The organism is Acinetobacter sichuanensis, assembly GCF_003024515.2.
In the GTDB taxonomy this organism is placed as follows: domain Bacteria; phylum Pseudomonadota; class Gammaproteobacteria; order Pseudomonadales; family Moraxellaceae; genus Acinetobacter; species Acinetobacter sichuanensis.
In genome coordinates this window covers 42,932-64,255 of the sequence record NZ_PYIX02000025.1, presented here as the reverse complement: position 1 = coordinate 64,255, position 21,324 = coordinate 42,932, and the positions used below count along the sequence as shown (strand labels likewise).

The 21,324-nt window shown below is 35.3% G+C and carries 22 protein-coding genes; 14 read left to right on the top strand and 8 right to left on the bottom strand.

From position 1 onward, the window contains the following. Nucleotides 1-117 precede the first annotated feature (117 nt). The 6 genes from C9E89_RS14380 to C9E89_RS14355 all read left to right on the top strand — a co-directional run bounded on the left by C9E89_RS14380 (nucleotide 118) and on the right by C9E89_RS14355 (nucleotide 7,272). Complete coding sequence (locus tag C9E89_RS14380) at nucleotides 118-429, top strand: ArsR/SmtB family transcription factor (RefSeq protein WP_107008976.1); 312 nt, start codon at nucleotides 118-120, stop codon at nucleotides 427-429. Nucleotides 430-607: 178 nt separating this feature from the next. After that, entirely contained in the window at nucleotides 608-2,344 is a 1,737-nt protein-coding gene (locus tag C9E89_RS14375) for a SulP family inorganic anion transporter (protein ID WP_107008977.1), read from the top strand. A gap of 178 nt (nucleotides 2,345-2,522) precedes the next feature. Then, entirely contained in the window at nucleotides 2,523-3,719 is a 1,197-nt protein-coding gene (gene sstT, locus C9E89_RS14370) for a serine/threonine transporter SstT (protein WP_107008978.1), read from the top strand. Between the two features lie 49 nt (nucleotides 3,720-3,768). Beyond that, nucleotides 3,769-4,443, top strand: coding sequence for a YoaK family protein (locus C9E89_RS14365; protein WP_107008979.1), 675 nt, complete (start codon nucleotides 3,769-3,771; stop codon nucleotides 4,441-4,443). A 15-nt stretch (nucleotides 4,444-4,458) separates the two neighbouring features. After that, a complete protein-coding gene (locus C9E89_RS14360; protein WP_107008980.1) occupies nucleotides 4,459-4,995 on the top strand; it encodes a DUF2058 domain-containing protein in 537 nt (178 codons plus the stop codon). Between the two features lie 207 nt (nucleotides 4,996-5,202). Further along, nucleotides 5,203-7,272 (top strand): TonB-dependent receptor plug domain-containing protein, encoded by a 2,070-nt coding sequence (locus tag C9E89_RS14355; RefSeq protein WP_107008981.1) that lies wholly within the window; start codon nucleotides 5,203-5,205, stop codon nucleotides 7,270-7,272. A 120-nt stretch (nucleotides 7,273-7,392) separates the two neighbouring features. Here the strand turns inward: C9E89_RS14355 and C9E89_RS14350 are convergent, their stop codons facing one another. Genes C9E89_RS14350 through C9E89_RS14340 form a run of 3 tightly spaced genes read right to left on the bottom strand, consistent with a single transcriptional unit; the run spans nucleotide 7,393 to nucleotide 10,933 of the window. Beyond that, a complete protein-coding gene (locus tag C9E89_RS14350) occupies nucleotides 7,393-8,730 on the bottom strand; it encodes a sulfite reductase subunit alpha (RefSeq protein ID WP_107008982.1) in 1,338 nt (445 codons plus the stop codon). Between the two features lie 10 nt (nucleotides 8,731-8,740). Then, nucleotides 8,741-9,337, bottom strand: a complete 597-nt coding sequence (locus C9E89_RS14345) for a PepSY-associated TM helix domain-containing protein (RefSeq protein WP_107008983.1) — start codon at nucleotides 9,335-9,337, stop codon at nucleotides 8,741-8,743. Nucleotides 9,338-9,370: 33 nt separating this feature from the next. Further along, nucleotides 9,371-10,933 carry a DUF2271 domain-containing protein gene (locus C9E89_RS14340; protein ID WP_107008984.1) on the bottom strand — a complete coding sequence of 521 codons (1,563 nt, stop codon included), beginning with the start codon at nucleotides 10,931-10,933 and terminating at the stop codon, nucleotides 9,371-9,373. 105 nt (nucleotides 10,934-11,038) lie between these two features. Here C9E89_RS14340 and C9E89_RS14335 point away from each other — a divergent pair, with 105 nt between their 5' ends. Beyond that, complete coding sequence (locus C9E89_RS14335) at nucleotides 11,039-11,929, top strand: DUF4198 domain-containing protein (protein ID WP_107008985.1); 891 nt, start codon at nucleotides 11,039-11,041, stop codon at nucleotides 11,927-11,929. Between the two features lie 186 nt (nucleotides 11,930-12,115). Here the strand turns inward: C9E89_RS14335 and C9E89_RS14330 are convergent, their stop codons facing one another. From C9E89_RS14330 to C9E89_RS14320, 3 genes are all read right to left on the bottom strand, one after another. Beyond that, entirely contained in the window at nucleotides 12,116-12,490 is a 375-nt protein-coding gene (locus tag C9E89_RS14330; RefSeq protein ID WP_322887903.1) for a hypothetical protein, read from the bottom strand. 49 nt (nucleotides 12,491-12,539) lie between these two features. Further along, nucleotides 12,540-12,878, bottom strand: coding sequence for an immunity protein Imm33 domain-containing protein (locus tag C9E89_RS14325; protein ID WP_107008986.1), 339 nt, complete (start codon nucleotides 12,876-12,878; stop codon nucleotides 12,540-12,542). Between the two features lie 136 nt (nucleotides 12,879-13,014). Further along, a complete protein-coding gene (locus tag C9E89_RS14320; RefSeq protein WP_107009038.1) occupies nucleotides 13,015-13,227 on the bottom strand; it encodes a hypothetical protein in 213 nt (70 codons plus the stop codon). Nucleotides 13,228-14,362: 1,135 nt separating this feature from the next. On the opposite strand from C9E89_RS14320, the gene aroQ reads away from it, so the two are divergent. From aroQ to accC, 3 genes are read left to right on the top strand one after another with little or no spacing between them, the layout of a single operon-like run. Beyond that, a complete protein-coding gene (aroQ, locus tag C9E89_RS14315) occupies nucleotides 14,363-14,818 on the top strand; it encodes a type II 3-dehydroquinate dehydratase (protein WP_107008987.1) in 456 nt (151 codons plus the stop codon). Nucleotides 14,819-14,836: 18 nt separating this feature from the next. Beyond that, nucleotides 14,837-15,259, top strand: coding sequence for an acetyl-CoA carboxylase biotin carboxyl carrier protein (gene accB, locus C9E89_RS14310; protein ID WP_107008988.1), 423 nt, complete (start codon nucleotides 14,837-14,839; stop codon nucleotides 15,257-15,259). A 16-nt stretch (nucleotides 15,260-15,275) separates the two neighbouring features. Next, complete coding sequence (accC, locus tag C9E89_RS14305) at nucleotides 15,276-16,640, top strand: acetyl-CoA carboxylase biotin carboxylase subunit (protein ID WP_107008989.1); 1,365 nt, start codon at nucleotides 15,276-15,278, stop codon at nucleotides 16,638-16,640. Between the two features lie 58 nt (nucleotides 16,641-16,698). On the opposite strand, the gene C9E89_RS14300 is transcribed toward accC, so the two are convergent. Then, nucleotides 16,699-17,187: a hypothetical protein gene (locus C9E89_RS14300; RefSeq protein WP_107008990.1), complete on the bottom strand. Its 489-nt coding sequence runs from the start codon at nucleotides 17,185-17,187 to the stop codon at nucleotides 16,699-16,701. A gap of 258 nt (nucleotides 17,188-17,445) precedes the next feature. Between C9E89_RS14300 and C9E89_RS14295 the strand changes: the two genes are divergently transcribed. The 3 genes from C9E89_RS14295 (at nucleotide 17,446) to C9E89_RS14285 (ending at nucleotide 20,233) form a co-directional block, all read left to right on the top strand. After that, nucleotides 17,446-18,906 carry a sensor domain-containing diguanylate cyclase gene (locus tag C9E89_RS14295; protein ID WP_107008991.1) on the top strand — a complete coding sequence of 487 codons (1,461 nt, stop codon included), beginning with the start codon at nucleotides 17,446-17,448 and terminating at the stop codon, nucleotides 18,904-18,906. 288 nt (nucleotides 18,907-19,194) lie between these two features. After that, complete coding sequence (locus C9E89_RS14290; protein ID WP_107008992.1) at nucleotides 19,195-19,641, top strand: universal stress protein; 447 nt, start codon at nucleotides 19,195-19,197, stop codon at nucleotides 19,639-19,641. 148 nt (nucleotides 19,642-19,789) lie between these two features. Continuing rightward, a complete protein-coding gene (locus C9E89_RS14285; RefSeq protein WP_107008993.1) occupies nucleotides 19,790-20,233 on the top strand; it encodes a universal stress protein in 444 nt (147 codons plus the stop codon). 61 nt (nucleotides 20,234-20,294) lie between these two features. Here the strand turns inward: C9E89_RS14285 and C9E89_RS14280 are convergent, their stop codons facing one another. Beyond that, entirely contained in the window at nucleotides 20,295-20,528 is a 234-nt protein-coding gene (locus tag C9E89_RS14280) for a hypothetical protein (RefSeq protein ID WP_107008994.1), read from the bottom strand. 264 nt (nucleotides 20,529-20,792) lie between these two features. On the opposite strand from C9E89_RS14280, the gene C9E89_RS14275 reads away from it, so the two are divergent. Continuing rightward, on the top strand, nucleotides 20,793-21,266 hold the full coding sequence (locus C9E89_RS14275; RefSeq protein ID WP_107008995.1) for a CinA family protein: 474 nt from the start codon (nucleotides 20,793-20,795) through the stop codon (nucleotides 21,264-21,266). The last annotated feature ends 58 nt before the right edge of the window (nucleotides 21,267-21,324 follow it).

The following is a 21,324-nucleotide window of genomic DNA, read 5'->3' as shown; positions in this document are numbered from 1 at the left end:
TAAAATATTCATGTTAGGATGCGTCATCAGTGGATTACAAACACACTATTCACGTTTTAAACATGAATATGTGCATAGAATATTCAAACTCAGTAATATTAGGAGTTTCTGATCTTTATGAATCAGAGTTTTCAAATTGATGCCATGCGCGCATCAGCCACAGATGTGGTTTCATTACTCAAATCGTTAGCCAATACTGATCGTTTACTGATTTTGTGTCATTTGGTGCAACAAGAACTCAATGTTTCACAAATTGAAGAACAAACCAAAATTACACAACCTACGCTCTCACAACAATTAATGATGTTACGTAAAAGCGATGTTGTCACCACACGCCGTGATGGTAAACAAATTTATTATTCTATTAAAGATCCAAAGCTTAGCCTTGTCCTAAATACTTTGTATGATTTGTATTGCCCGCATCTTTAGGCTTTGATGGACAATAATACTCAACTCGGCTTTTATTTAAATACACATTATTTTGATCGTGGTCATGATATGTTCAATACGTTTTGAAAAACGTCTAGCCCTATTCAATAAAATTTAGACTGTAATTCTTAGCATTTTTTCTGCATAATATATACATAAATGTGATATAGAGCGTTTTATGCCTACCAAGTCTCAGTCTAAATTGAGTAACATTCTCCCTGCATGGCAATGGCTTCAGCACTATACCCCTACAGCTTTTAGAGCAGATTTACTTGCTGCTCTGATTGTTATTGCCATGCTTGTACCTCAAGGTATGGCATATGCTATGGTCGCGGGGTTACCTCCAATTATGGGATTGTATGCCAGCATTCTTCCCATGATTATTTATGCTTTAGTGGGTGGAAGTCCGACCTTATCCATTGGTCCTGTTGCGCTCATTTCGATGATGACATTTGCAACTTTACAGCCCTTATATGAGGTGGGATCACCTGTTTATATTCAAGCTGCCTGTTTATTAGCAGTTTTGGTCGGTATACTTTCAACACTGTTTGGTATTTTCCGTTTTGGTTTTTTGATTCGTTTAATCAGTCATCCTGTGATTAAAAGCTTTATTATTGCATCAGCAGTCTTAATTGCCTTAAGCCAATTTAAATTTTTAGTGAATCTTCCATTAAAATCTGGCAATATCCTTGAATTTATTAGCTCTACGATTGAGTATATTCGCTTAATTCATCTACCTAGTTTAGCATTTGGTGGACTTTCTATTTTATTGTTAATTTATGCACCTAAAATACTTACTGCACTTTTTTCAAAACTAAATAAAAATACACTCAATTTTTTAAATAAAGCGATTCCTTTACTTTTAGTGTTTTTCTCCATTGCTTTTGTTCATTTTTTACATATCGAACAATTCGGTATTAAAACTGTAGGCGAAATTCCATCAGGTTTTCCACCCCTTGCCATGCCATTTTGGTCTTGGGATTTAGTGATACAACTCCTTCCCGGTGCAGCCATGATCACGATGGTCAGTTTTGTAGAATCTATTTCTATTGCACAGGCAACTGCATTTCAAAAAAGAAGTGAATTAAATAGTAATCAAGAACTTGTTGCATTGGGTTTAGCCAACTTAAGTGCTGGTTTTAGCGCATCTTTTCCTGTTACGGGTAGCTTATCACGTACCGTCGTCAATGCCGATGCAGGTGCAAAAACACCAATGGCTGGGGTGTTGTCATCTATTTTTATTGTGATTGTCAGTTTGTACCTAACAGGTATTTTTAAAGAATTACCTTTAGCGGTATTAGCGGCAACCATTATCGTATCTATTTGGAAACTGGTAGATTTCAAACCTTTCCTTGAAGCTTGGCGTTATTCTAAAGCAGATGGTATTGCGATGTGGGTGACCTTCTTCGGTGTACTTTGCATTGATATCTCAACAGGTTTAATCATTGGTATTATTTCAACCTTTATGTTATTGCTTTGGCGTATTAGCCGTCCTCATATTGCTGTCATTGGTTTAGTTGAAGGCACACAGCATTTTAGAAATATTTCTCGGCATGATGTATTAACCAGTGCCAATATCATTTCTATTCGAATTGATGAAAATTTAAGCTTCTTAAATGCCAATACTTTAAAAGAATTTGTGATTGCTGAGGTCAGTAAAAATGAACATTTACATCATGTTGTCATGAACTGCTCAAGTGTAAGTAATATTGACCTCAGTGCTTTAGAGGCTTTAGAAGACATTAATGCTGAACTGTCTAAATTGAAAATTCAATTACACTTTTCAGAAATCAAAGGTCCTGTCATGGATCGTCTTAAAAGCTCTAAACTTTTAGAGGAATTAAGTGGAAATATTTACTTAACACACTATCAGGCGATGCATGAACTTGATGCTCAAACCTTTTGTTCTGTATGATATTGTATTATCAGGATAAATTTAACACAAATGGAATTCTTGATTTTAGAAAAATTCGTATATTTTTTAATATCTTATTTTTTATGTGAAAATGTTTCATTTTGTTAGAGCTTTTAGGTATAAAATAGTCCGCTTGTTTATCAATTTTAGCCCAGTTTAAGGCAACTCAGGTTTCAATATGTTCGCTGCCCTAGCACGTTTAAGTTTAGTCACACGTATTCTTATTGCCATAATACTTGGTTTTATTGTTGCATATCTTTTCCCAAATACTGCGGCTTATGTCAGTATTTTTGGGGATGTTTTTATTAAAGCATTAAAATCTGTTGCGCCGATTTTAGTGTTTGTTTTGGTGATGGCATCTATTGCTAACTTTAAAGTTGGTCAAAGCAATCATCAACTTAGACCTATTTTAATGATGTATGTAGTAGGTATGGTCTTCGCAGCATTAAGTGCAATTTTTGCTAGCCTCGCCTTTCCAAGTACTTTAATGTTTACCAGTGCAACTGATATCGCTTTACAACCTCCGGGTAGTGTTACGGAAGTTTTAAAAAATTTACTTTTAAGTTTTATTAGTAATCCAGTCACAGCGTTACATGAAGCAAATTTTATTGGCATTTTGGCTTGGGCTGTTGGTTTAGGTACTGCTTTACGCCATAGCTCAGAAACAACCAAACGTGTGATTACTGACGTTGCAGATGCCATCAATGCCATTATTCGTATTGTGATCAGTTTCGCTCCAGTTGGTATTTTTGGTTTAGTGGTTGCAACTTTTGCACAAGCAGGTTTAGAAACACTAGAAAACTATGCACATTTAATTATTGTATTGGTTGCGACGATGGCTTTTGTTGCTTTGGTCATTAATCCAATTTTAGTCGCTTTGGTGATGCGCCGTAATCCATATCCTTTAGTGTTTAAATGTCTAAAAGAAAGTGGAATTACTGCATTTTTTACACGTAGTTCTGCTGCGAATATTCCTGTAAATTTAGACTTAGCTAAACGCTTAGGCGTTGATGAGGCGACCGCAGGCGTTGCTATTCCATTGGGTGCAACCATTAATATGGCAGGTGCTGCAGTGACGATTACGGTCTTAACTTTAGCTGCTGTAAATACGTTGAATATTCATGTGGATATGACCACAATGATTATTTTATCAGTCGTTTCTGTGGTGACTGCATGTGGTGCTTCTGGCGTTGCGGGTGGTTCTTTATTGTTAATTCCTGTAGCTTGTGGCTTGTTTGGTATTCCAAGTGAAGTTGCAATGCAAGTTGTTGCCATTGGTATGGTCATCAGCGTACTCCAAGATTCAACTGAAACTGCGTTAAACTCATCTACTGACGTCCTATTTACTGCTGCCGTAGACCTTGCTAAAAAATAATCACCTTCTATACTGACTGAATTAAATTTTATTTGATTCAGTTTGTGACATGCCACTTCAACAACTTCCGCTTTGGGTGCAACTTGGTGCTTTTTTACTTGCACTCAATGCAGGTATGATCAATGTTATAGGCTTAATTACGCTGTTACATCAGTCTGTTTCACATATGACTGGAAATGCGAGTATGCTTGCCATTAGCCTTTTTAAAGGTGATATTTCCAGTATTATTTTCCTCATTTTAATTATTTTAAGCTATGTACTTGGCTCTAGTTATAGTGGGTTTATTCTAGGAAATAGTCATTTTAAAGTAGGTCGTCGTTATGGCTTACCTCTGAGTTTGATGACTTTGTTCATTGTATTGAGTTGGTGTTTTATTGCCAATTATCCTCGTTATGGCTTACTTTGGGCATGTGCAGCAATGGGGATTCAAAATGCGATGGTCAGTCATTATCAAGGTGCGATTATTCGAACCACTCATTTGTCTGGTGTCTTAACAGATTTAGGGCTTGCCTTAGGTTATTTATTCCGTGGGCTGCAAGTCGAAAAAAAGCGCGTCATTTTACATTTATTGATTTTATTTGGCTTTATCTTTGGAGGAGTAATTGCCACAGCTGCATATCCTTATTTAAAATTAGATACTTTTCTAATTCCTGCACTGCTAAGTTTTAGCTTAAGTTGCATTTATTGGTTAATTTATTTTCGTATTCATTATCTTGTCAAGTGATAGTAGGTTGTTCACATGGTTAAAAATGCTTTAGCAGCTCAGTTATTAAAAGCGGGCTTAGTCGATAACAAAAAGGCAAAAAAATTGTCTAAACAGGCACAACATGAGCATCGTACAGGGCAAAATGATGATGCCCAAATCAAAGCAAAAATTGAACAAGATAAGCAAGAAAAAATTGCAAAAGACCAAGCATTAAACCAAGAAAAACAACGTATTTTAGATGAAAAAGCTTTAGTTGCAGCAATTATACAAATGATTGCTCAGCATAAAATCAAAGATACTGACGGTGATATGACTTATCAATTTATTGATGAAAGTAAAATTAAAAAAGTCTATATTAACCAACAAATTTATAATGCCTTAGTTGCAGGTAGTTTAGTCATCGCAAAAGAAAATACCAGTTATGCTTTCTTACCTAAAGTACTTGCTGAGCGTATTAATGACAAAATGACAGGTTTTATTCTTGTGAATAATGCTGAAAATCATGAACAAACCACAGATGAGGAAGATCCATACGCAGCATATGTTATTCCTGATGACTTAATGTGGTAAACATTTTTTAGCTTTTAAAATGCACTCAATAACAAGATATCCAGCAAATGTCATATTTGCTGGTATTTTTAAATCAATGAAATTAAATACAATAAAAACAAACACAAAGCTTATTATAGATTTATTTTCAAAAAACCTTTTTCCCACAAAGTTTCTACATAATTTTAAGTTAAGCTACGCAAAATTACATAAATGGAACGTGTTTTCATGCTTTACACACAATATCGCACATTACAAAAATGGAAACTCAGCAGCTTAAGTTTTGCACTATTATGCATCAGTGCTCCAAGTTGGGCAGATTCAACTCCTCCTGAGCAGCCCTCAACAACAGACCCCATTCAAACTTTAGATACTTTATCTTTTCAAGCCAAAGCAATAGCTAAAGATCCTGATATTAGCGCAATAGCAAAAACGACCGTGACACGTGAAGAAATGCTCAAGTATGGGGATCAATCTGTCAATGATACTTTACGTCGCGCCGCAGGTTTCCAAATGCCTGCACCTGGTCAAGGTCCACGTGGCAGCGGTGGTGCATCAGGTATGCGTTTTCGCGGTGGTGCTGCACCTATTTTTCTGGTCAATGGTGAACCAGTACAAGGTGGACCACGTGGTGGTATGTCGATTGTCGATACACTTACACCCGACATGATAGAAAAAATAGAAATTACCAAACAACCTAGTGTGGCTTATGGTTCTGTCGCTTCAGGCGCAGTTATTAATATCATTTTAAAAGAACCTTTAAAAAATGCGCCTATTGGAGGAACTGTTCGTGCGGGTTACTCACTCGCAAAAGCTGGGCAAAATGATGAAGATAGAAAAAACCTTTCATTACAAATGGATGGTCGTGATCAATCATGGCTATATAGCTTTTCTGCCAATCAAATGTGGACAGATGCAACACGTGTCACCCAAACACAAACAGCAAATCAAACACGTGAACAAAAGCGTGTTATAGAACAGCGTTCAACCTTGTTTGCTCCACGCGTAGAATATGAGATTGACAGCAAACAAAAAGTTGTTGGCGAAATTTTCTATCGTAAAAATGAAAGTGATGGCACACGTGGCGACCAGATTCAAAATGATGGAAATGAAAGCATACGTTTCAATACTCGTTATGAGCGTAAAGACCAAGGAGACTCAGATAAAGTTCGTTTTTCTGTTGAAAAACAAGATGAAACTGAGTCAACACGCGCTTTACAAAATAACAGTTATATTGATGAAACCATCAATGAATATGGTTTTGCCTACGATGGTGTACGTAAATTTGATGCTAAAAAACAAATTAAGTTTGGTTTAGACACACGCGCAAGTGAACTCGAAAGCAATATGACAGATACTTTAGATGAAAAACGCTATGCACTTTATGCAGAAGGCAGTTGGAAATTTACAGATCGTCAAACTTTAACCTTAGGCGCGCGCCAAGAATGGTTAGATCGTTCAGGTTTAGTTGAATATACTGACCAACATTTTAGCCCTGTTCTAGCCCATCGCTTTGATTTTACCAAAGAATGGTCATTACAAACCAATATTAGCCAAGCATTTCGAAGTCCAAACAGTAACCGCCTGACTCCAACTGTAACACTTTCGACAGATGCTGATGCAGGCTCATTAAATAATCCTGATCGTGGCGGTAATCCTAATCTAAAACCTGAAAAAGTTACGGCTTATGAAACAACTTTAGGCTATAACACGGCTGCTGGCGGTGTGAATATTACTGCATTTCAACGTGATATTGATGACTACATCGAAAAATCGATTCAACTGGAAGGTGATCGTTATGTAGAGCGTCCTTACAACCAAAATAATGCCACAACCTATGGTGTAGAAATTACAGGACGATATGCACTGAAGCAAACTGTGCAAGGGCATTCATTTATGCTCAATGGTCAACTTTCAACGGTACGTGCCAAAGTGGAAGATGAACAACACCATGAACGCCTTGTGAGTGATGTCGCACCTTATACTGCAAGCACAGGCATTTCATACAACTACCAACCTTGGCAACTAGCAAGCAGTATTAACCTAAACTATGTTCCTGAGTTTACACGTGCTTTAGAAAACCAAGCGTATGACCGCACAAGTAATGCACGCTTTAATGTTGATGTCAGCCTTACTAAACGTTTTCAACAAGGTTGGGCAACCACACTCACAGGACGAAATCTATTAAGCACAGATTATAAAGAAAAATTAACTGACCAAAATACAGGTGCGATCTATCAAGCACGTAATAACCAAGCAATTCCATCTGTCATGCTTAGTGTTGAAAAGAAATTTTAATCCTTAAATTTCTTCGTTGAAGATTTTCCATCAAACACGAACTCGCACAATAAATAAAAAAACCGATGAATATTCATCGGTTTTTTGTTTTTGCTTGATGTTAAATAAAAAATTAAATGCTCAATAAACATCTCTTAAATAACGTTTTTGTTCATATAACTTTTCGTATTCAACTTTGCCTAAAATCTCTAATAACGCTTGGTCAACTTGCTGTGCCATTCCTTGCATACTACCGCATACATAAATTGCAGCTCCATCATTCAGCCATTGCTTGAGTAATTCAGACTTCGCATAAAGGCAGTCTTGCACATATTTTTGTGCTTGCCCATCGCGTGAAAAAACCCGATCCACTTCAGTTAAGACACCTTGCTGCTGCCACGCCTGAATCTGCTCACCATAAACCGTATCAAACTGTGCTTGACGCTCACCATAAATCAACCAGTTATGTTGTCTATTTAACAATGCTTGTTGTCGAATATGGGCTAATAAACCAGCAATACCAGAGCCATTTCCAATAAAAATTGCGGCTGGAAAGTCTAAGTTTAAATGAAACGCAGAGTTTTGCCGTATACAAGCAGAAATAGACTCCCCTATTTGCAAACTGTGTGTCAATAAGCCTGAACCTAAACCTAAACCTTGCTCATGAACTTCCTGTCGCACCACCAATTCAAGTCTATTCTGCTCGACTAAACTCGCAATTGAATACTCACGGATAGGATAATCTTGTACATCTATAGCATTATGACATTGAATTTCCACCAGATCGCCAGCTTGCCACGACATATTTTCAGTATATGAAAATTCCAACTTAAACAGTGGATTACCTTGACTGCCCTGATTCAACAACTGACGAGAAGTCAACTTTAATGTTGACCATTTACGTTCAATATTTAAATCAGCTAACTGCGTTTTTAACAAAGTTTGCAACTGTATTTGCCATTGTTGTAAATCTGACTGTTGCAACTGATTAACACAAATCATTTCAAATAAAGCGTGTGCTTGTTGCTGTTGCAACCAGTCCTGCAACACCGTGCCAAATCTACAAAAATATTTATAGTGTCGATCTCCCAAAGCCAAAATTGCATAATGATGCTGCGACAAATCTACAGCCGATTGCATCACCTTCCGATAAAACTGACGTGCTGTATCAGGTAAATCACCCTCACCATAGGTACTGACAATCCATAAAGATTGTGAACTTTTTTGCAAATCCGAAACTGTGATATCTTGAATATTCAATAAATAAGTTGAATAACCTGCTTGTTGCAGTTGCTGTTGTGTTTGTTTTGCTAAATTTTCAGCATGTCCTGATTGACTCGCATAAACAATTAGATAATCAGATTGATGAGAAAAGTTTTTTTGTTTTTTGTTTTTCCAAATCAATAAAACGATTATAAACAATACAATAACCAACAAAATTGCCAAACACAGCAATACGCCTTCTACAGCTTGTGTCATTTTATCAACCTTAAATTGCAGCCCAAATCAACCACATGAACAACACAATACTTGAAGCAATTAAGACTAAATGTGTAATTAAACGTGTTTTGATACTCAAAAATAAAATAAAACCTGCTAACGATAAAATAGTAATCAAAATAGCACTAATATCGATGAGCCAACGCCACGCAGTACCCGAGTTTTTTCCTCGATGTAAATCATTGATCAATGAAATGGTTGAAGCAGGTTTACTACTGATTTCCATTTCGGCAGTGTCCAAAGTCACCCAAACATCGGATGAACCTGCGGGGCTTTCCAAATGAATCATAATTTCACCGTCTAAGACTTCACTGCTCTGATAACGTCCAATCAAAGCATCCGCTTGTTGCTGGCGAATATAGTTTAAAATTAAATCACTTGGGTTCTCTTTGGCTTTAATCTCAGCTAATAACTCATCAGGTAATGAAATCGTACTGGTATTTTCTTTTTTGGCTGGCTCAAACCATTCAGGATGATTCAAAAAAATGCCTGTAATTGAAAAGAAAATTAAGACTAAAAAGGCAAATGCTGATAACCACCCATGCACATAGCGTGCATGGCGGTAAAAATCACGTTTTTGATACACGTTGAATATCTCTTTATCAATAACTTATATCGCTTAGTTCACTTTTTGAAAATTGAGTTTGAGTGCTCCAATTTCTTTTTGTGCAGCTAAAGTCTGTTGACTTGATTTTGCTTTTACATCTAAATCAAAAGTTTGATATGAATGCTCACCATGTTCACGTGAAGTTTCAATATGGATCTGATATTGTCCAGCAGCTACAGCACGTCCAGTATCATCTTTACCATCCCAAGCTAATTTATACTGTCCTGGTTGACGTGATGGTTTAGCAACGGCATCTAAATTGGTCATTTGACGTCCATAACGACGCCACCATACATAATTTGAGTTAATCCATTTGTCATCTTTGCCCCAAACAGCAAGTGTACGCACAATTTTTTTATTCTCATCTGTTACCCAGACAGAAACATAAGGTGCTCTATATTTTTCCACTTCAAGTTTAGGAATCACCAAATCAATCACAGCTTGATAACCCGCAGGCCATTTTGCAGTTGCACCTGTCGCAACATTGACAAAATCAAGTTGATTATTAGCACTTTGAGTTAAGTTTGCCCAGCCACTACTTTGATATATTTGACCACTTGCTGCAACCACTTGGGCTTCATAACCGACCAATGCTTCAATGAGTTCTAAGCCTTGTTGTGGAGACATTGCTGCCAAAGCTGTTGCCAATGCATCACTGTCTGCCGCACATGTTCCAACCACAACACATTGTTCTACATGTTGCAAAGCAAGACCTGTTTTTGGGTCTAATAAATGGGACTGTCCTGCTAAATTACGATAACCTTTTCCACTAAAAGCCACTGCTTGATCATTTAATTTTAGAAACTGATCAGGTGCAGTATTATCAAAATGATTAAAAGCTGTTTGTACACCAATATTCCAAGCATCTTTTTGTGGTGCTTCACCCCAAACTCTTAAATCTCCACCAATATCAACTAAAATTCCTTGTATTGAAGGTACAGCTTGCTGTGCAGCCACTAAAGCGCGGTCAATAATATAACCTTTTGCATAAGCATCAGGAGCAAATTTTACATTTTCATCAATTTCAATATGCTGACTTTTTTCATCAAGCTTTACACTGTGTTCAGTTAACTGCGCCAATACTTGTTTTCTGGTTGCTGCATCTAGCTCCACAACACCATGACTTTTTTCCCATAAGGCAATAAGCTGTCCTAAACGAGCATCAAAAGCACCACAGCTTTGATGACGAATTTGCTCACAAGCTGCAATGACTTCAAATAATTCAGATGAAGCTTGAATACTTTTATTTTTATTTAATTGGCTAATCTCACTATCATCACGCCATGTCGATAAAATTTTATCTAAACGGGCAACTTCATTTTCGATTGCTGTAAACGCTTTTTGTGCATCTTGTTTAGAACTTCCCATCACAATAACATCTAAAGATGTACCTAAAACATGATCACGATGAAATTGGTGGCGTTGCTGATTTACTTGGTCTGACTGACTTTCTAAATGAACATCAGAATTTGCTTGTGCTGTTATTGGAGAAATCAGCGTTAAAGCCATCACTAATGGTGAAAGTTTGAATGCCAAAGATTGAGTCATGGTTCTTTTTGCAGCAATGTTCAACATGCTGAAACTCCAAAAAATATTTTCACAAATAATATTGATAATGATATTTGTTATCAAGTACATTAGTGCAAATTTACAAACTATTTAATTTATGGAACTTAAACCATGAAACATTTGTTCAAAATTGCACTTCTTTCTGCTTTACCAATCATGGCATCTGCTCACACTGCTAGCCCATTTTTATTACCAGAACTCTTTGATAGCAAAGCTGCGCAAAATATTACTTTTCAAAGTGCAATCACTGTTGAGAAATTTTTTATTCCAAGTAATAACTTTAAAACCAGCTATGTCGTAACTGCACCAGATGGTCAACAAACGCAAATCAATGCAGCAGCTTCACTTAAACGTTTTAATATTGGTGAATTTGATTTAAATGCTGACGGTACTTATCGTATTCGTACCCAAGATGCTCAAGGAAATATTGGCAAATATGCACTGGTTGATGGACGATGGTTACGTGTTCGTCCTGTACGTGCCCCAATGCCAAACAATGAACAAAAACCAGCAGCTACAGAAACTAAAGCACCAGTAGAACAAAAATCTGTTCAAATTCCTCGCGTTATTTCTGCGGATAAAGTTCCTGAAAATGCACAAATTTTAGAAGTAAAAAATAATATTATTGCTGAGAGTTATGTCACTAAAGGAAAACCATCACCAATTCCTACAGTCATAAACAAAGGTTTTGAAGTTAAATTATTAACACACCCAAATGAACTATTTTCAGGTGAAGCATTAAAAGGGCAAATTTTATTTAATGGTAAAGCTGTTGCAAATCAAGAAATTGACATCTTTAAAGGTGCAAGCAGCTATGAAACAAATGCTCAACGTGAACAACCACATGTCAAAACAAATGCTAAAGGTGAGTTTGAAATTAAGTTTGAAAAAGCAGGCATTTACCTCATTACAACAGCTTATCCAGAAGCAGATGAAGACAATCGTAAAAAACCACAAAGTGAAATTTATACTTATGGCTTAACGGTTGAAGTTACTGAATAAAAATATAACGTAAAGGAAGTTTCGGCTTCCTTTCTTATTTTAGAGTAGCATGAAAAAACCCGCCTTTAAGGGCGGGTTTAAAGTCATCAACTTGAACAGTGATGATTAAAACACGGCACAACAAGACCAGGGAAAATCTTTATCGCTTTGTTTTAATGCGGTTATTATCCCTAAAAAAACTTTGATCTACTTATCATTTTCAGCCATTTTTATGTCATTTCCTGACATTTTATGTACTACAGCAGCACAAAATACTTTTTCGGTCATCCCTGAGTCAGTGAGTGACTGTTTTTGACGCTCTAAAAACTGATTAGAGATCATCAACATAATGCTCGCTGTATTTAACTGTGCATTATTTTTTGAAATGTCTGCAATCTGTTGATATGCATTCATTCTGCTACAAAAAGCTTTCTTTTGTGTCACTGCATCGGCTTGATCAGACTCATCTAATATTTTTTTTGTAGCATTGACCTCTTGAGTATAATAAGCAATGCGCTCGTCATATTCTGCTTGTGTCAGTTTCTGATGATCTTGTGCAAAACTTAGATTTGAATGACTCAATCCACAGCACAAAAAAATCATTCCCCAATATTTTATTCTATTTATAGATTTAAAATGCATCGGCTTTCCATACATCCTCATAGTCATCAGCGTCGATCATAAAGCGAAAGCCCTGCTCTAAAGCTAAATATGGAATCGCATCTGGAAATATTTCTTCAAGCTCCTTTACGGTAACCAGTTCAAAATCATCTTGCTCAGCAGCTAATTCTCCACCATAAATAAACCATGCCACTTGATTTTCATCAGGTGCTTTACGCAAACCTACAATAGGTTCTTGGTTTAAAGTATGTTTGGCAATCGCAATCACATCTGTTTCATTTACTTTGATATAACGAGAATCAAATTCTTCACATACCAATTTTTGTTCTTCAATAAAATCTTGCAACATAAATATTCTACATCGTTCAGTTAGATTTCAAATTTTATGCATTTCATTCTAAATGCACAATGCAACTTGATGAAATAAAAATAGCAAAACCCCGAACATTCGGGGCTTTGCATCATTTAACGACTATATTGAACAGTTATTGCTGTTGATTATGTTTCTGTTGATCATTTTGCTGACGTTGCTGATCATTTTGTTGGTTTGGCTGATTAGATTGTTGTTGCTGTTGACCATTTTGTTGATTCGGTTGATTAGATTGTTGTTGCTGTTGATCATTTTGTTGGTTCGGTTGATTAGATTGTTGTTGCTGTTGATCATTTTGTTGGTTCGATTGGTTTTGTTGATTAGCCATTTTCATCATCTTCCTTTGCAATTTGGGGAATGCCGTATGAACAACGACAAAATCTACTTTAAAACTTTTTTCTCTTTGAACAAGCCAATAGATGTGTCATTTTCAGACAATGTAAAGCTTAAAATATAAGCCCTTCAAATGTTGATGACTTTTAAATGACATAATTACTTTGGTTACCCAATCTAGCCAAATGTTATTATTTCTTTACATCATTTTATTTTATTGACATTTTATTCAGCAAATAAAGTACAAAAAACAGGCTTACTTTTTATCTTGCTCAACATTTTTATTATAGAAAGAAATGTAATCCTGCATGATATGGAAGTTTTGCCAATCCTATAATTTTTCTTGGTCTGATTGACTGTTCATTTGTCATACACAGATTGAGCAATTCGGTCAATGTCATGCTGAATTTACACGCAATGCATTTCAGCATGAACTTTTAAAAACCCTGCTCTAGTACCAATATACTTTGTCATTGATTTCAAACAGCCTATTCTAGATTTTATTATTTTCTTCAAATCAATAAGATCAACAACAAAATTATTGAAATTTCATGCTCCTCACAAATCATGACTATTTTTCAATTCATTCAACTTTGATGAGCCATATGCGTTAGATAACTTTAAATCGAATTTAAACAAAATAAATAAAAATTAAATATTTAGAGAAATAAAAATAAATCAGTACCAATAAATACACAAAACTGTAACACCTAAAAATGATGACAAAATACATTTTTCAAACTTATACTTTCTCATCTCTCTATAAATTAAATTTTTTATATTTTTCAAAAATAAATCAAAAGTTTAACTTTATGAAATTTTCACAACTCAGAACTGATCTATAAAACTTTGAAAAAAACTATCACCATAGGTTATAGTTACATAAATCAAATCAACAGTTTTGGTCAATTCGGTTTAAACTAAATCAACTTTAAAAAATAGAAAATTTGTCATATTTTAACATTGTTATTTAGCAGCAAAATTCTCAATATATAGCGCATAGTCGGTATGTGACTTCTGCACCAATTAAAACAATTTATAAAATAGATGTAGAAAAATATGCCATAATACGCAAACTTTGCAGCGATCTTGCAAAGATTTTTTGCAACTTTTAAATTGGAGCAGGCTCAATGAGTTCGACCATTTTGGTCATTCACGGACCAAACTTAAACTTGCTAGGAAAGCGCGAACCAGAAGTCTATGGTCACCTTACTTTAGAAGATATTAATCAGCAGCTCATTGCTCAAGCACAAAAGCTCAATATAACACTAGATACTTTCCAAAGTAATTGGGAAGGTGCGGTTGTAGATCGTATCCATCAAGCGCAGCAAGAAGGTGTGCAGTTTATTATTATTAATCCTGCTGCACTCACTCACACTTCTGTTGCAGTACGTGATGCATTATTAGGTGTCGCAATTCCTTTTATTGAAGTCCACCTATCAAATGTTCATGCTCGCGAAGCATTTAGACATCATTCATATTTATCAGATAAAGCCGTTGGCGTGATTTGCGGTCTTGGAGCAAAAGGCTATTCCTTTGCTTTGGACTTTGCAATCGAAAAAATTCAATCTTCAACTCATTCATAACATTAGGAATACGAATCCATGGATATTCGCAAAATCAAAAAGCTCATCGATTTGATGATCGAATCTGACCTTCAAGCTATTGAGGTTAAGGAAGGAGATCAATCGATTGCATTGACGCGTCGTAATCCTGTTGTTGCTGGTGGTGTTATGCCTGTTGCAGCAGCACCTACTATTGATGCACCAGTTGTCAAAGCTGCTGCTCGTGGTGCTGTAGAAACTTCTCCAATGGTTGGCGTTTTCTATGCTGCACCAAATCCAGGTGAAGCACCTTTTGTTAATGTGGGTCAAACGATTTCTGCAGGTGAAACCTTAGGGATCATTGAAGCAATGAAAATCATGAACCCAATTGAAGCAACTCAAAGTGGTGTGATTGAAGAAATTTTAGTGAAAAACGGTGATGTAATCCAATTCGGTCAACCTTTATTCCGCTACCGCGCGTAATCGCTAGGGGGTTGATATGTTGCAAAAAGTTTTAATTGCAAACCGAGGTGAGATTGCGCTTCGCATCACTCGTGCTTGTAAAACTTTAGGAATCAAAACCGTTGGTATCTACTCTGATGCTGACAAAGACTTGATGCATTTACGTTTTGTAGATGAAGCTGTATGTATTGGTCCAGGTGCGAGTAGTGAAAGCTACTTAAATATCCCTGCGATTATTACTGCCGCAGAGATTACAGGCGCAGATGCGATCCATCCTGGTTATGGATTCTTGTCTGAAAATGCTGAATTTGCTGAAATCGTTGAAAGTTCTGGGTTCATTTTCATTGGACCTCGTCCCGAACATATTCGCCTAATGGGGAATAAAGTTTCTGCAATTATGGCAATGCGTAAAGCAGGTGTTCCAACCGTACCAGGTTCTGCTCATGCAGTGACACCAAATAATGCGCTTGCTGAAGCGAAAGAAATTGGTTTTCCACTCATCGTAAAAGCAGCATCTGGCGGTGGTGGTCGTGGTATGCGTATTGTAGAGCGTGTAGATACCCTACTCGAATCTGTTCAAGCTGCTCAGCGTGATGCTGAAATGTGGTTTGGTGACGATACCGTTTACATGGAACGCTTTTTACAAAAGCCACGTCATGTTGAAGTGCAAATTTTAGCTGATGGTAATGGTCACGCTGTACATCTGTATGACCGCGACTGCTCTTTACAACGCCGTCATCAAAAAGTGCTTGAAGAAGCACCAGCACCTGGTTTACCTGAAGAAGCACGTGCTCATATTCTTGAAGCTTGTGTCACTGCATGTAAACTTATGCAATATCGTGGTGCAGGTACTTTCGAGTTTTTATTTGAAGATGGTGAGTTCTTCTTTATTGAAATGAATACTCGTGTTCAAGTAGAGCATCCTGTTTCTGAAATGGTGACAGGCATTGATATTATTGAACAACAATTACGCATTGCAGCAGGTCTTGGTCTAAATCTTCAACAAGAAGATATTCATGTACAAGGTCATGCTATTGAATGTCGTATTAATGCAGAAGATCCTTCATCATTTTTACCATCACCAGGTAAAATTGAAAGCTTCTATGCACCAGGTGGTGCAGGTATCCGCTTAGATTCTCATATCTATCAAGGATATAACATTCCACCTTATTATGACTCAATGATTGCAAAACTCATTTCTCATGGTAAAGATCGTGATACCGCGATTGCACGCATGAAACAAGCACTTGATGAGATTATTCTGACTGGAATTAAAACCAATATTCCTTTACATAAAGACTTAATCTTACAAGATAAAAAGTTTTGTGAACAAGCAATGGACATTCATTACCTTGAAAAACATTTACTTAAACAAGTACAAGGTCATGAAAATGATGCTTAACTTTTGAGTAAGTAAATAAAAAACCTCTTGAATCCAAGAGGTTTTTTATTGCTATCTGTTAAGGTAAAACACGATTTAAGGTTGCAAAGCATTTATCTTCTTTTTCAGATGCACAGAACTTAATGGTATTTTCATTTTTCCAACGTACAAAATACTGAGAAACCTCACCCGCCTGATTTTCTTGATAACCAGAGCAATCTACCTGATTATTTTCATATTTAATCTGCATAATTAAAGCAGGTAGCTTTTCTTTTGTATTATCTGGAGACGGTTGATAATCAAATAAACCGATTGACCATTCTTTACCGCTATTGACCACGACTTCATTGCCACCACGAAAATTGTAATACTCTACACATTTTTTATTATTTGGAATTTCCATTCCCCATAATCCTAAAATCTCAGGACGCGTTGAAATACGAATTGTATTTGCAGCTAAGGGAGTAATCACTTGACTTGCGGCAACAGGTGCTGTTGAATTCGTCTCAGCAAAAGTAAAATTTGATGTGCAAATCAATAAAGGAATTAATAATAATGTTTTCTTCATATCCGAAAGCGTACCACAATTTATTTACATTTAAACTAACATATTTTGCTAATAATGCATGTAAAAATAACCATATATGAACAATCTTTTAAAAAAAATTCTTCATTTAGTTCAACCTCAAAAAAAATGTGTTTTGCTACAACAAAATATTGAATATGTATAGGAAAATTAAGATTTCTATGAAATACTTTATTCAAACTTAACAATTCCATAAAATAAATGTGTAGCTATACACTTTTGATATTATAGGGTCCTGAATTGTCTGTATTTACTCAAACATTTCAACATAGTGTCAAACAACAAGTTAATGCTTTTCTGATTGTTGCAAGCATCGTCTTCATTTGCGCCTTATTTGGTATTTTGGCACGCCCTTTATTTTTCCTTTCGATTTGCTGGCCTGCAAATGCCGCACTTTTAGGCTTATTTCTTCGCTTTAAATCGCTGAATAATTTAGGAGGTTGGACAGGCGCATTTACTGCTTTTATGCTTGCAGATCTACTCACTGGCAATACATTTCTCATTACTCTGTTACTGACCATTGCAAATTTATTGAACCCTTTGGTTTCTTTATCCTTAATTACCTTATTTAAACTCAACTATAAAGAATACAATAAGGGACTGACTTTTTTATATTTATTTATTTTATGCTCGATTGGAGGTTGCCTCGCTAGCCCTGCTTTTGCTGCACTCACATTACCTTATATCGATAATACATTTATGACCCTTGAGCGTGTCTGGATTGATTTTGGAATGTGGTGGTCAGGTGAAATTTTAAATATGATTGCATTTTTACCTATTTTATTGGCAATACCTGACAAACAAACCTTCCATGATGTGATACAAAACATCAAACTCAAAGGACTGCCATTTCAGATTTTTCTTCCTCTTATTGCTGTCATTATTTCGGTCAGTTTAACGCATTTTTTTATCGGTCCAGGGGCACTCATGTTCCCCATTGCTGCATTAGTTTGGGCATCATTAACTTATAATTTGTTTTTTATTGCATTAATTAATTGTGTCGTTTGCATGTTGCTTAATAATACCTTAAGCGAATTTTACATTCATCAATCGTCTAATGCTTTTTTAGCGACCTCTATTTCAATCCGAATGGGTTTATTTATGTTAGCTCTTGGACCACTTACATTGGCAATTATTAGTTTAAACCGTCAAAAACTTTATCAGCAGATTTTATATCTTGCAAATCATGATAGTTTAACAACAGTTATGAATCGACGATTTTTCTATGAGCAAAGTGAAGATGTTGTTGGTTCAACCACAAAAATACAAACCGAAAAAACCATTACGGTTTTATTATTAGATCTTGATCATTTTAAAAAGATTAATGATCAACATGGTCATTATAATGGTGATATCGTACTTAAAACCTTTACACAAAGAATAAAAAATATTTTAAGAGAAGATGATTTATTTGGTCGATTAGGTGGTGAAGAATTTGCTATTTTATTGAAAAATGTCAATTTAAATCAGAGTATTATAATCGCAGAAAGAATACGTGAAATTATTCAATCCACCCCTACAGCTTTGGATAATGGTGAACAAATTTATATTAGTGTCAGTATTGGCCTAAGTTTTGAAAAACTTCCTTATGCCTTACCATTTCAACAATTAATTAATCGTGCAGATCATGCTTTATATCAAGCAAAAGAAAAAGGTCGTAATCAAATTTGTTTAGAATCAAATTTAAGAACGATTACTTAAACGAAACTTTACTCTAAATGCCTTATTATTAATTCGATCAAAAATCATATTCTCCTCACTATTTTTAAGATACATTTTTATATTAATGCCAAATATATCACACAAATAAAATCATCATACGAATAAAAAAATAAATCAATAAAAAGTAAAATATAACCAAAAGATCAATTCTGATTTTTGTGAAAAATCCTAGTGAATATGCTTTCATTTTAAGCTATAACTAGGATGAGTATATTTATTATTCACTCATTTTTTGAAAAATTTATCTGATACTTTAGGAGAGTCACCATGTCATATGAACATATTCTTGTCCCAATGGATGAATCCCCTATTTCTTATGCAGCATTACAACATGCTGAAGAAATTGCCCTCAAATTTGGCTCTAAAATTACGGTGATTAGCGTATTAGCACTTGATCCTATGATAGGTGTAGATTTTTATCAAATTGCACCTTCAATTACTGAATATGTACTTGCTGCTGAAAAAAATGCACAAGCGCGTATCAATGAAGTAAAAGAAACACTTTTAGTTCATGGTATACAACAGGTTAACACTAAAATTGTACGTGAGGTGTCACCTGCTACAGGGATTTTAAATACCTTAAATGAAATTGGTGCGGACTTAATTATTATGGGTTCTCATGGGCGTAAAGGATTAAAAAAATTTGTTTTAGGCAGCGTAGCCCAAGAAGTATTAGGTGAAAGTTTTGTTCCTGTTTTGATCGTTAAACAATAGAATATTTTCTCTTTTACTTTAAAATTTGCATGCTGTTTCACATTAATTTTAAATTAATTTTTAAAAGTGTAAATACAGGATTGGCGTGCTTTAATTTATGTGTTAATTATTTAATAAATCAAGAAATAACGATAACGGAGAAATTTAAATGGCTTACCAACATATTTTAGTTCCAGTAGATGGTTCTCAAATTTCCTATTCTGCTGCACAACAAGCGATTTCTATCGCAAAAGCATTTAATTGCCAACTCACTGCTATTAGTTTAGTCGCAGAAGATCCATTTTCAGGCGCAGATTTTTATTATAATGCGTCAATGATGAAAGAATATTTAGAAGAAGCCAATAAAAATGCACTCAAAGCTCTTGATCACGTCACACAACTTGCAACAGCAGAAGGTATAAGCATTCAAACCCAAGTGGTCAAAGGTTATGTTTCATCGGAAACAATTATTGAAACCGCTGAAAAGTTGAATATTGACTTAATTGTTATGGGTTCACATGGTCGTCGAGGCTTTAAAAAATTCTTCCTCGGTAGTTTTGCTCAAGATGTATTAGGACAAACAACATTGCCTGTTTTAATTGTTAAAGAATAAAAACTTGTTGTGATAAAAGCCTGCTTTTGCAGGCTTTTGGCTGATATAAAATATACAAATCTTAATTGATTGCAATAACCTTCACCAGAATCGTTTGTGTTTCTTCAAAATCATCAAAAATTTGTTTACGTATTAACTCTTTAGATTTTACTTTAAAGTCATGATGCTGATATTGAATGATATTCGGAATTTGATCAAAGTATTGGCTACCTGCTTCTAAATTTTCTTCAAATAGTGGCGTACCAAGCTGATAATCTTTACTCTTCAAAACTACATATTTAACGGTGGTTTTCATAAGCTACTCCCTATTTTCATGCCCTTTATTTTTAGTTATAACAGCTTTTGAAGAACAATAAAGGACTTTATAGCGTAAATTGTTTACTATTTCCGCGAATGATCATTTACACATAGTTGCTTCAAAATTTTAAAATGATCATTCACTGTAAAATTCACAATTTATTCATAGCTCGATTATGATACTCACAGTCCCCAATTCATGATAAAGTTCTCTCATTCATCTATTTTTATATTTCAATAATTGAAATAAAAGTAAAATCTTATGTATTTAACAAAATGTTGTGCTGAGCTTCAATCCAAAAATCTAAAAATAGCCTTTATTGAAAGTGCAAGTTCAGGACATTTAACTGCACAGTTTTCCATTTATAAAGATCGTGGTGCAAATATTTTATTGGGTGGCTTGGTCAGTTATGACCCTTCCATTAAAGTTAAAATATTACATATAGATCCACTACTTATCGAAAAATATAGTGCAGAATCTATAGAAGTTACCACCGCAATGGCGGTGCAAGGTAAAGTTTTATTTGAGCAAGCAGATCTCATCATCGGTTGTACTGGACTATTAAAACACGGAGGCAGTGAGTCTATAGCAAAGCCTGTTGGTACTTTTTTTATCTGCATTTATGCTTTTAATCAAAAATATCATTTTCAGTATCTGATAAATGGAAGTCCTGAAAGTAAATTGCAACAATTAACAGAATTTGTTGCAAAAGAAATTCTTAATCTTATTCAATAACAAATATGCGAACTTTAATACAATTTAAAACGGCAAATTTGCTGAGAATTGTTCACTT

What these genes read in the sequence shown, in the direction of transcription:
- C9E89_RS14360 (WP_107008980.1), top strand. Translation starts at nt 4,459, where the DNA reads ATGGTTAAAAATGCTTTAGCAGCTCAGTTATTAAAAGCGGGCTTAGTC.
- C9E89_RS14375 (WP_107008977.1), top strand. Translation starts at nt 608, where the DNA reads ATGCCTACCAAGTCTCAGTCTAAATTGAGTAACATTCTCCCTGCATGG.
- C9E89_RS14280 (WP_107008994.1), bottom strand. Translation starts at nt 20,528, where the DNA reads ATGAAAACCACCGTTAAATATGTAGTTTTGAAGAGTAAAGATTATCAG.
- C9E89_RS14285 (WP_107008993.1), top strand. Translation starts at nt 19,790, where the DNA reads ATGGCTTACCAACATATTTTAGTTCCAGTAGATGGTTCTCAAATTTCC.
- C9E89_RS14335 (WP_107008985.1), top strand. Translation starts at nt 11,039, where the DNA reads ATGAAACATTTGTTCAAAATTGCACTTCTTTCTGCTTTACCAATCATG.
- C9E89_RS14325 (WP_107008986.1), bottom strand. Translation starts at nt 12,878, where the DNA reads ATGTTGCAAGATTTTATTGAAGAACAAAAATTGGTATGTGAAGAATTT.
- sstT (WP_107008978.1), top strand. Translation starts at nt 2,523, where the DNA reads ATGTTCGCTGCCCTAGCACGTTTAAGTTTAGTCACACGTATTCTTATT.
- accB (WP_107008988.1), top strand. Translation starts at nt 14,837, where the DNA reads ATGGATATTCGCAAAATCAAAAAGCTCATCGATTTGATGATCGAATCT.
- C9E89_RS14355 (WP_107008981.1), top strand. Translation starts at nt 5,203, where the DNA reads ATGCTTTACACACAATATCGCACATTACAAAAATGGAAACTCAGCAGC.
- C9E89_RS14275 (WP_107008995.1), top strand. Translation starts at nt 20,793, where the DNA reads ATGTATTTAACAAAATGTTGTGCTGAGCTTCAATCCAAAAATCTAAAA.
- C9E89_RS14365 (WP_107008979.1), top strand. Translation starts at nt 3,769, where the DNA reads ATGCCACTTCAACAACTTCCGCTTTGGGTGCAACTTGGTGCTTTTTTA.
- C9E89_RS14300 (WP_107008990.1), bottom strand. Translation starts at nt 17,187, where the DNA reads ATGAAGAAAACATTATTATTAATTCCTTTATTGATTTGCACATCAAAT.
- aroQ (WP_107008987.1), top strand. Translation starts at nt 14,363, where the DNA reads ATGAGTTCGACCATTTTGGTCATTCACGGACCAAACTTAAACTTGCTA.
- C9E89_RS14320 (WP_107009038.1), bottom strand. Translation starts at nt 13,227, where the DNA reads ATGGCTAATCAACAAAACCAATCGAACCAACAAAATGATCAACAGCAA.
- accC (WP_107008989.1), top strand. Translation starts at nt 15,276, where the DNA reads ATGTTGCAAAAAGTTTTAATTGCAAACCGAGGTGAGATTGCGCTTCGC.
- C9E89_RS14350 (WP_107008982.1), bottom strand. Translation starts at nt 8,730, where the DNA reads ATGACACAAGCTGTAGAAGGCGTATTGCTGTGTTTGGCAATTTTGTTG.
- C9E89_RS14290 (WP_107008992.1), top strand. Translation starts at nt 19,195, where the DNA reads ATGTCATATGAACATATTCTTGTCCCAATGGATGAATCCCCTATTTCT.
- C9E89_RS14380 (WP_107008976.1), top strand. Translation starts at nt 118, where the DNA reads ATGAATCAGAGTTTTCAAATTGATGCCATGCGCGCATCAGCCACAGAT.
- C9E89_RS14340 (WP_107008984.1), bottom strand. Translation starts at nt 10,933, where the DNA reads ATGTTGAACATTGCTGCAAAAAGAACCATGACTCAATCTTTGGCATTC.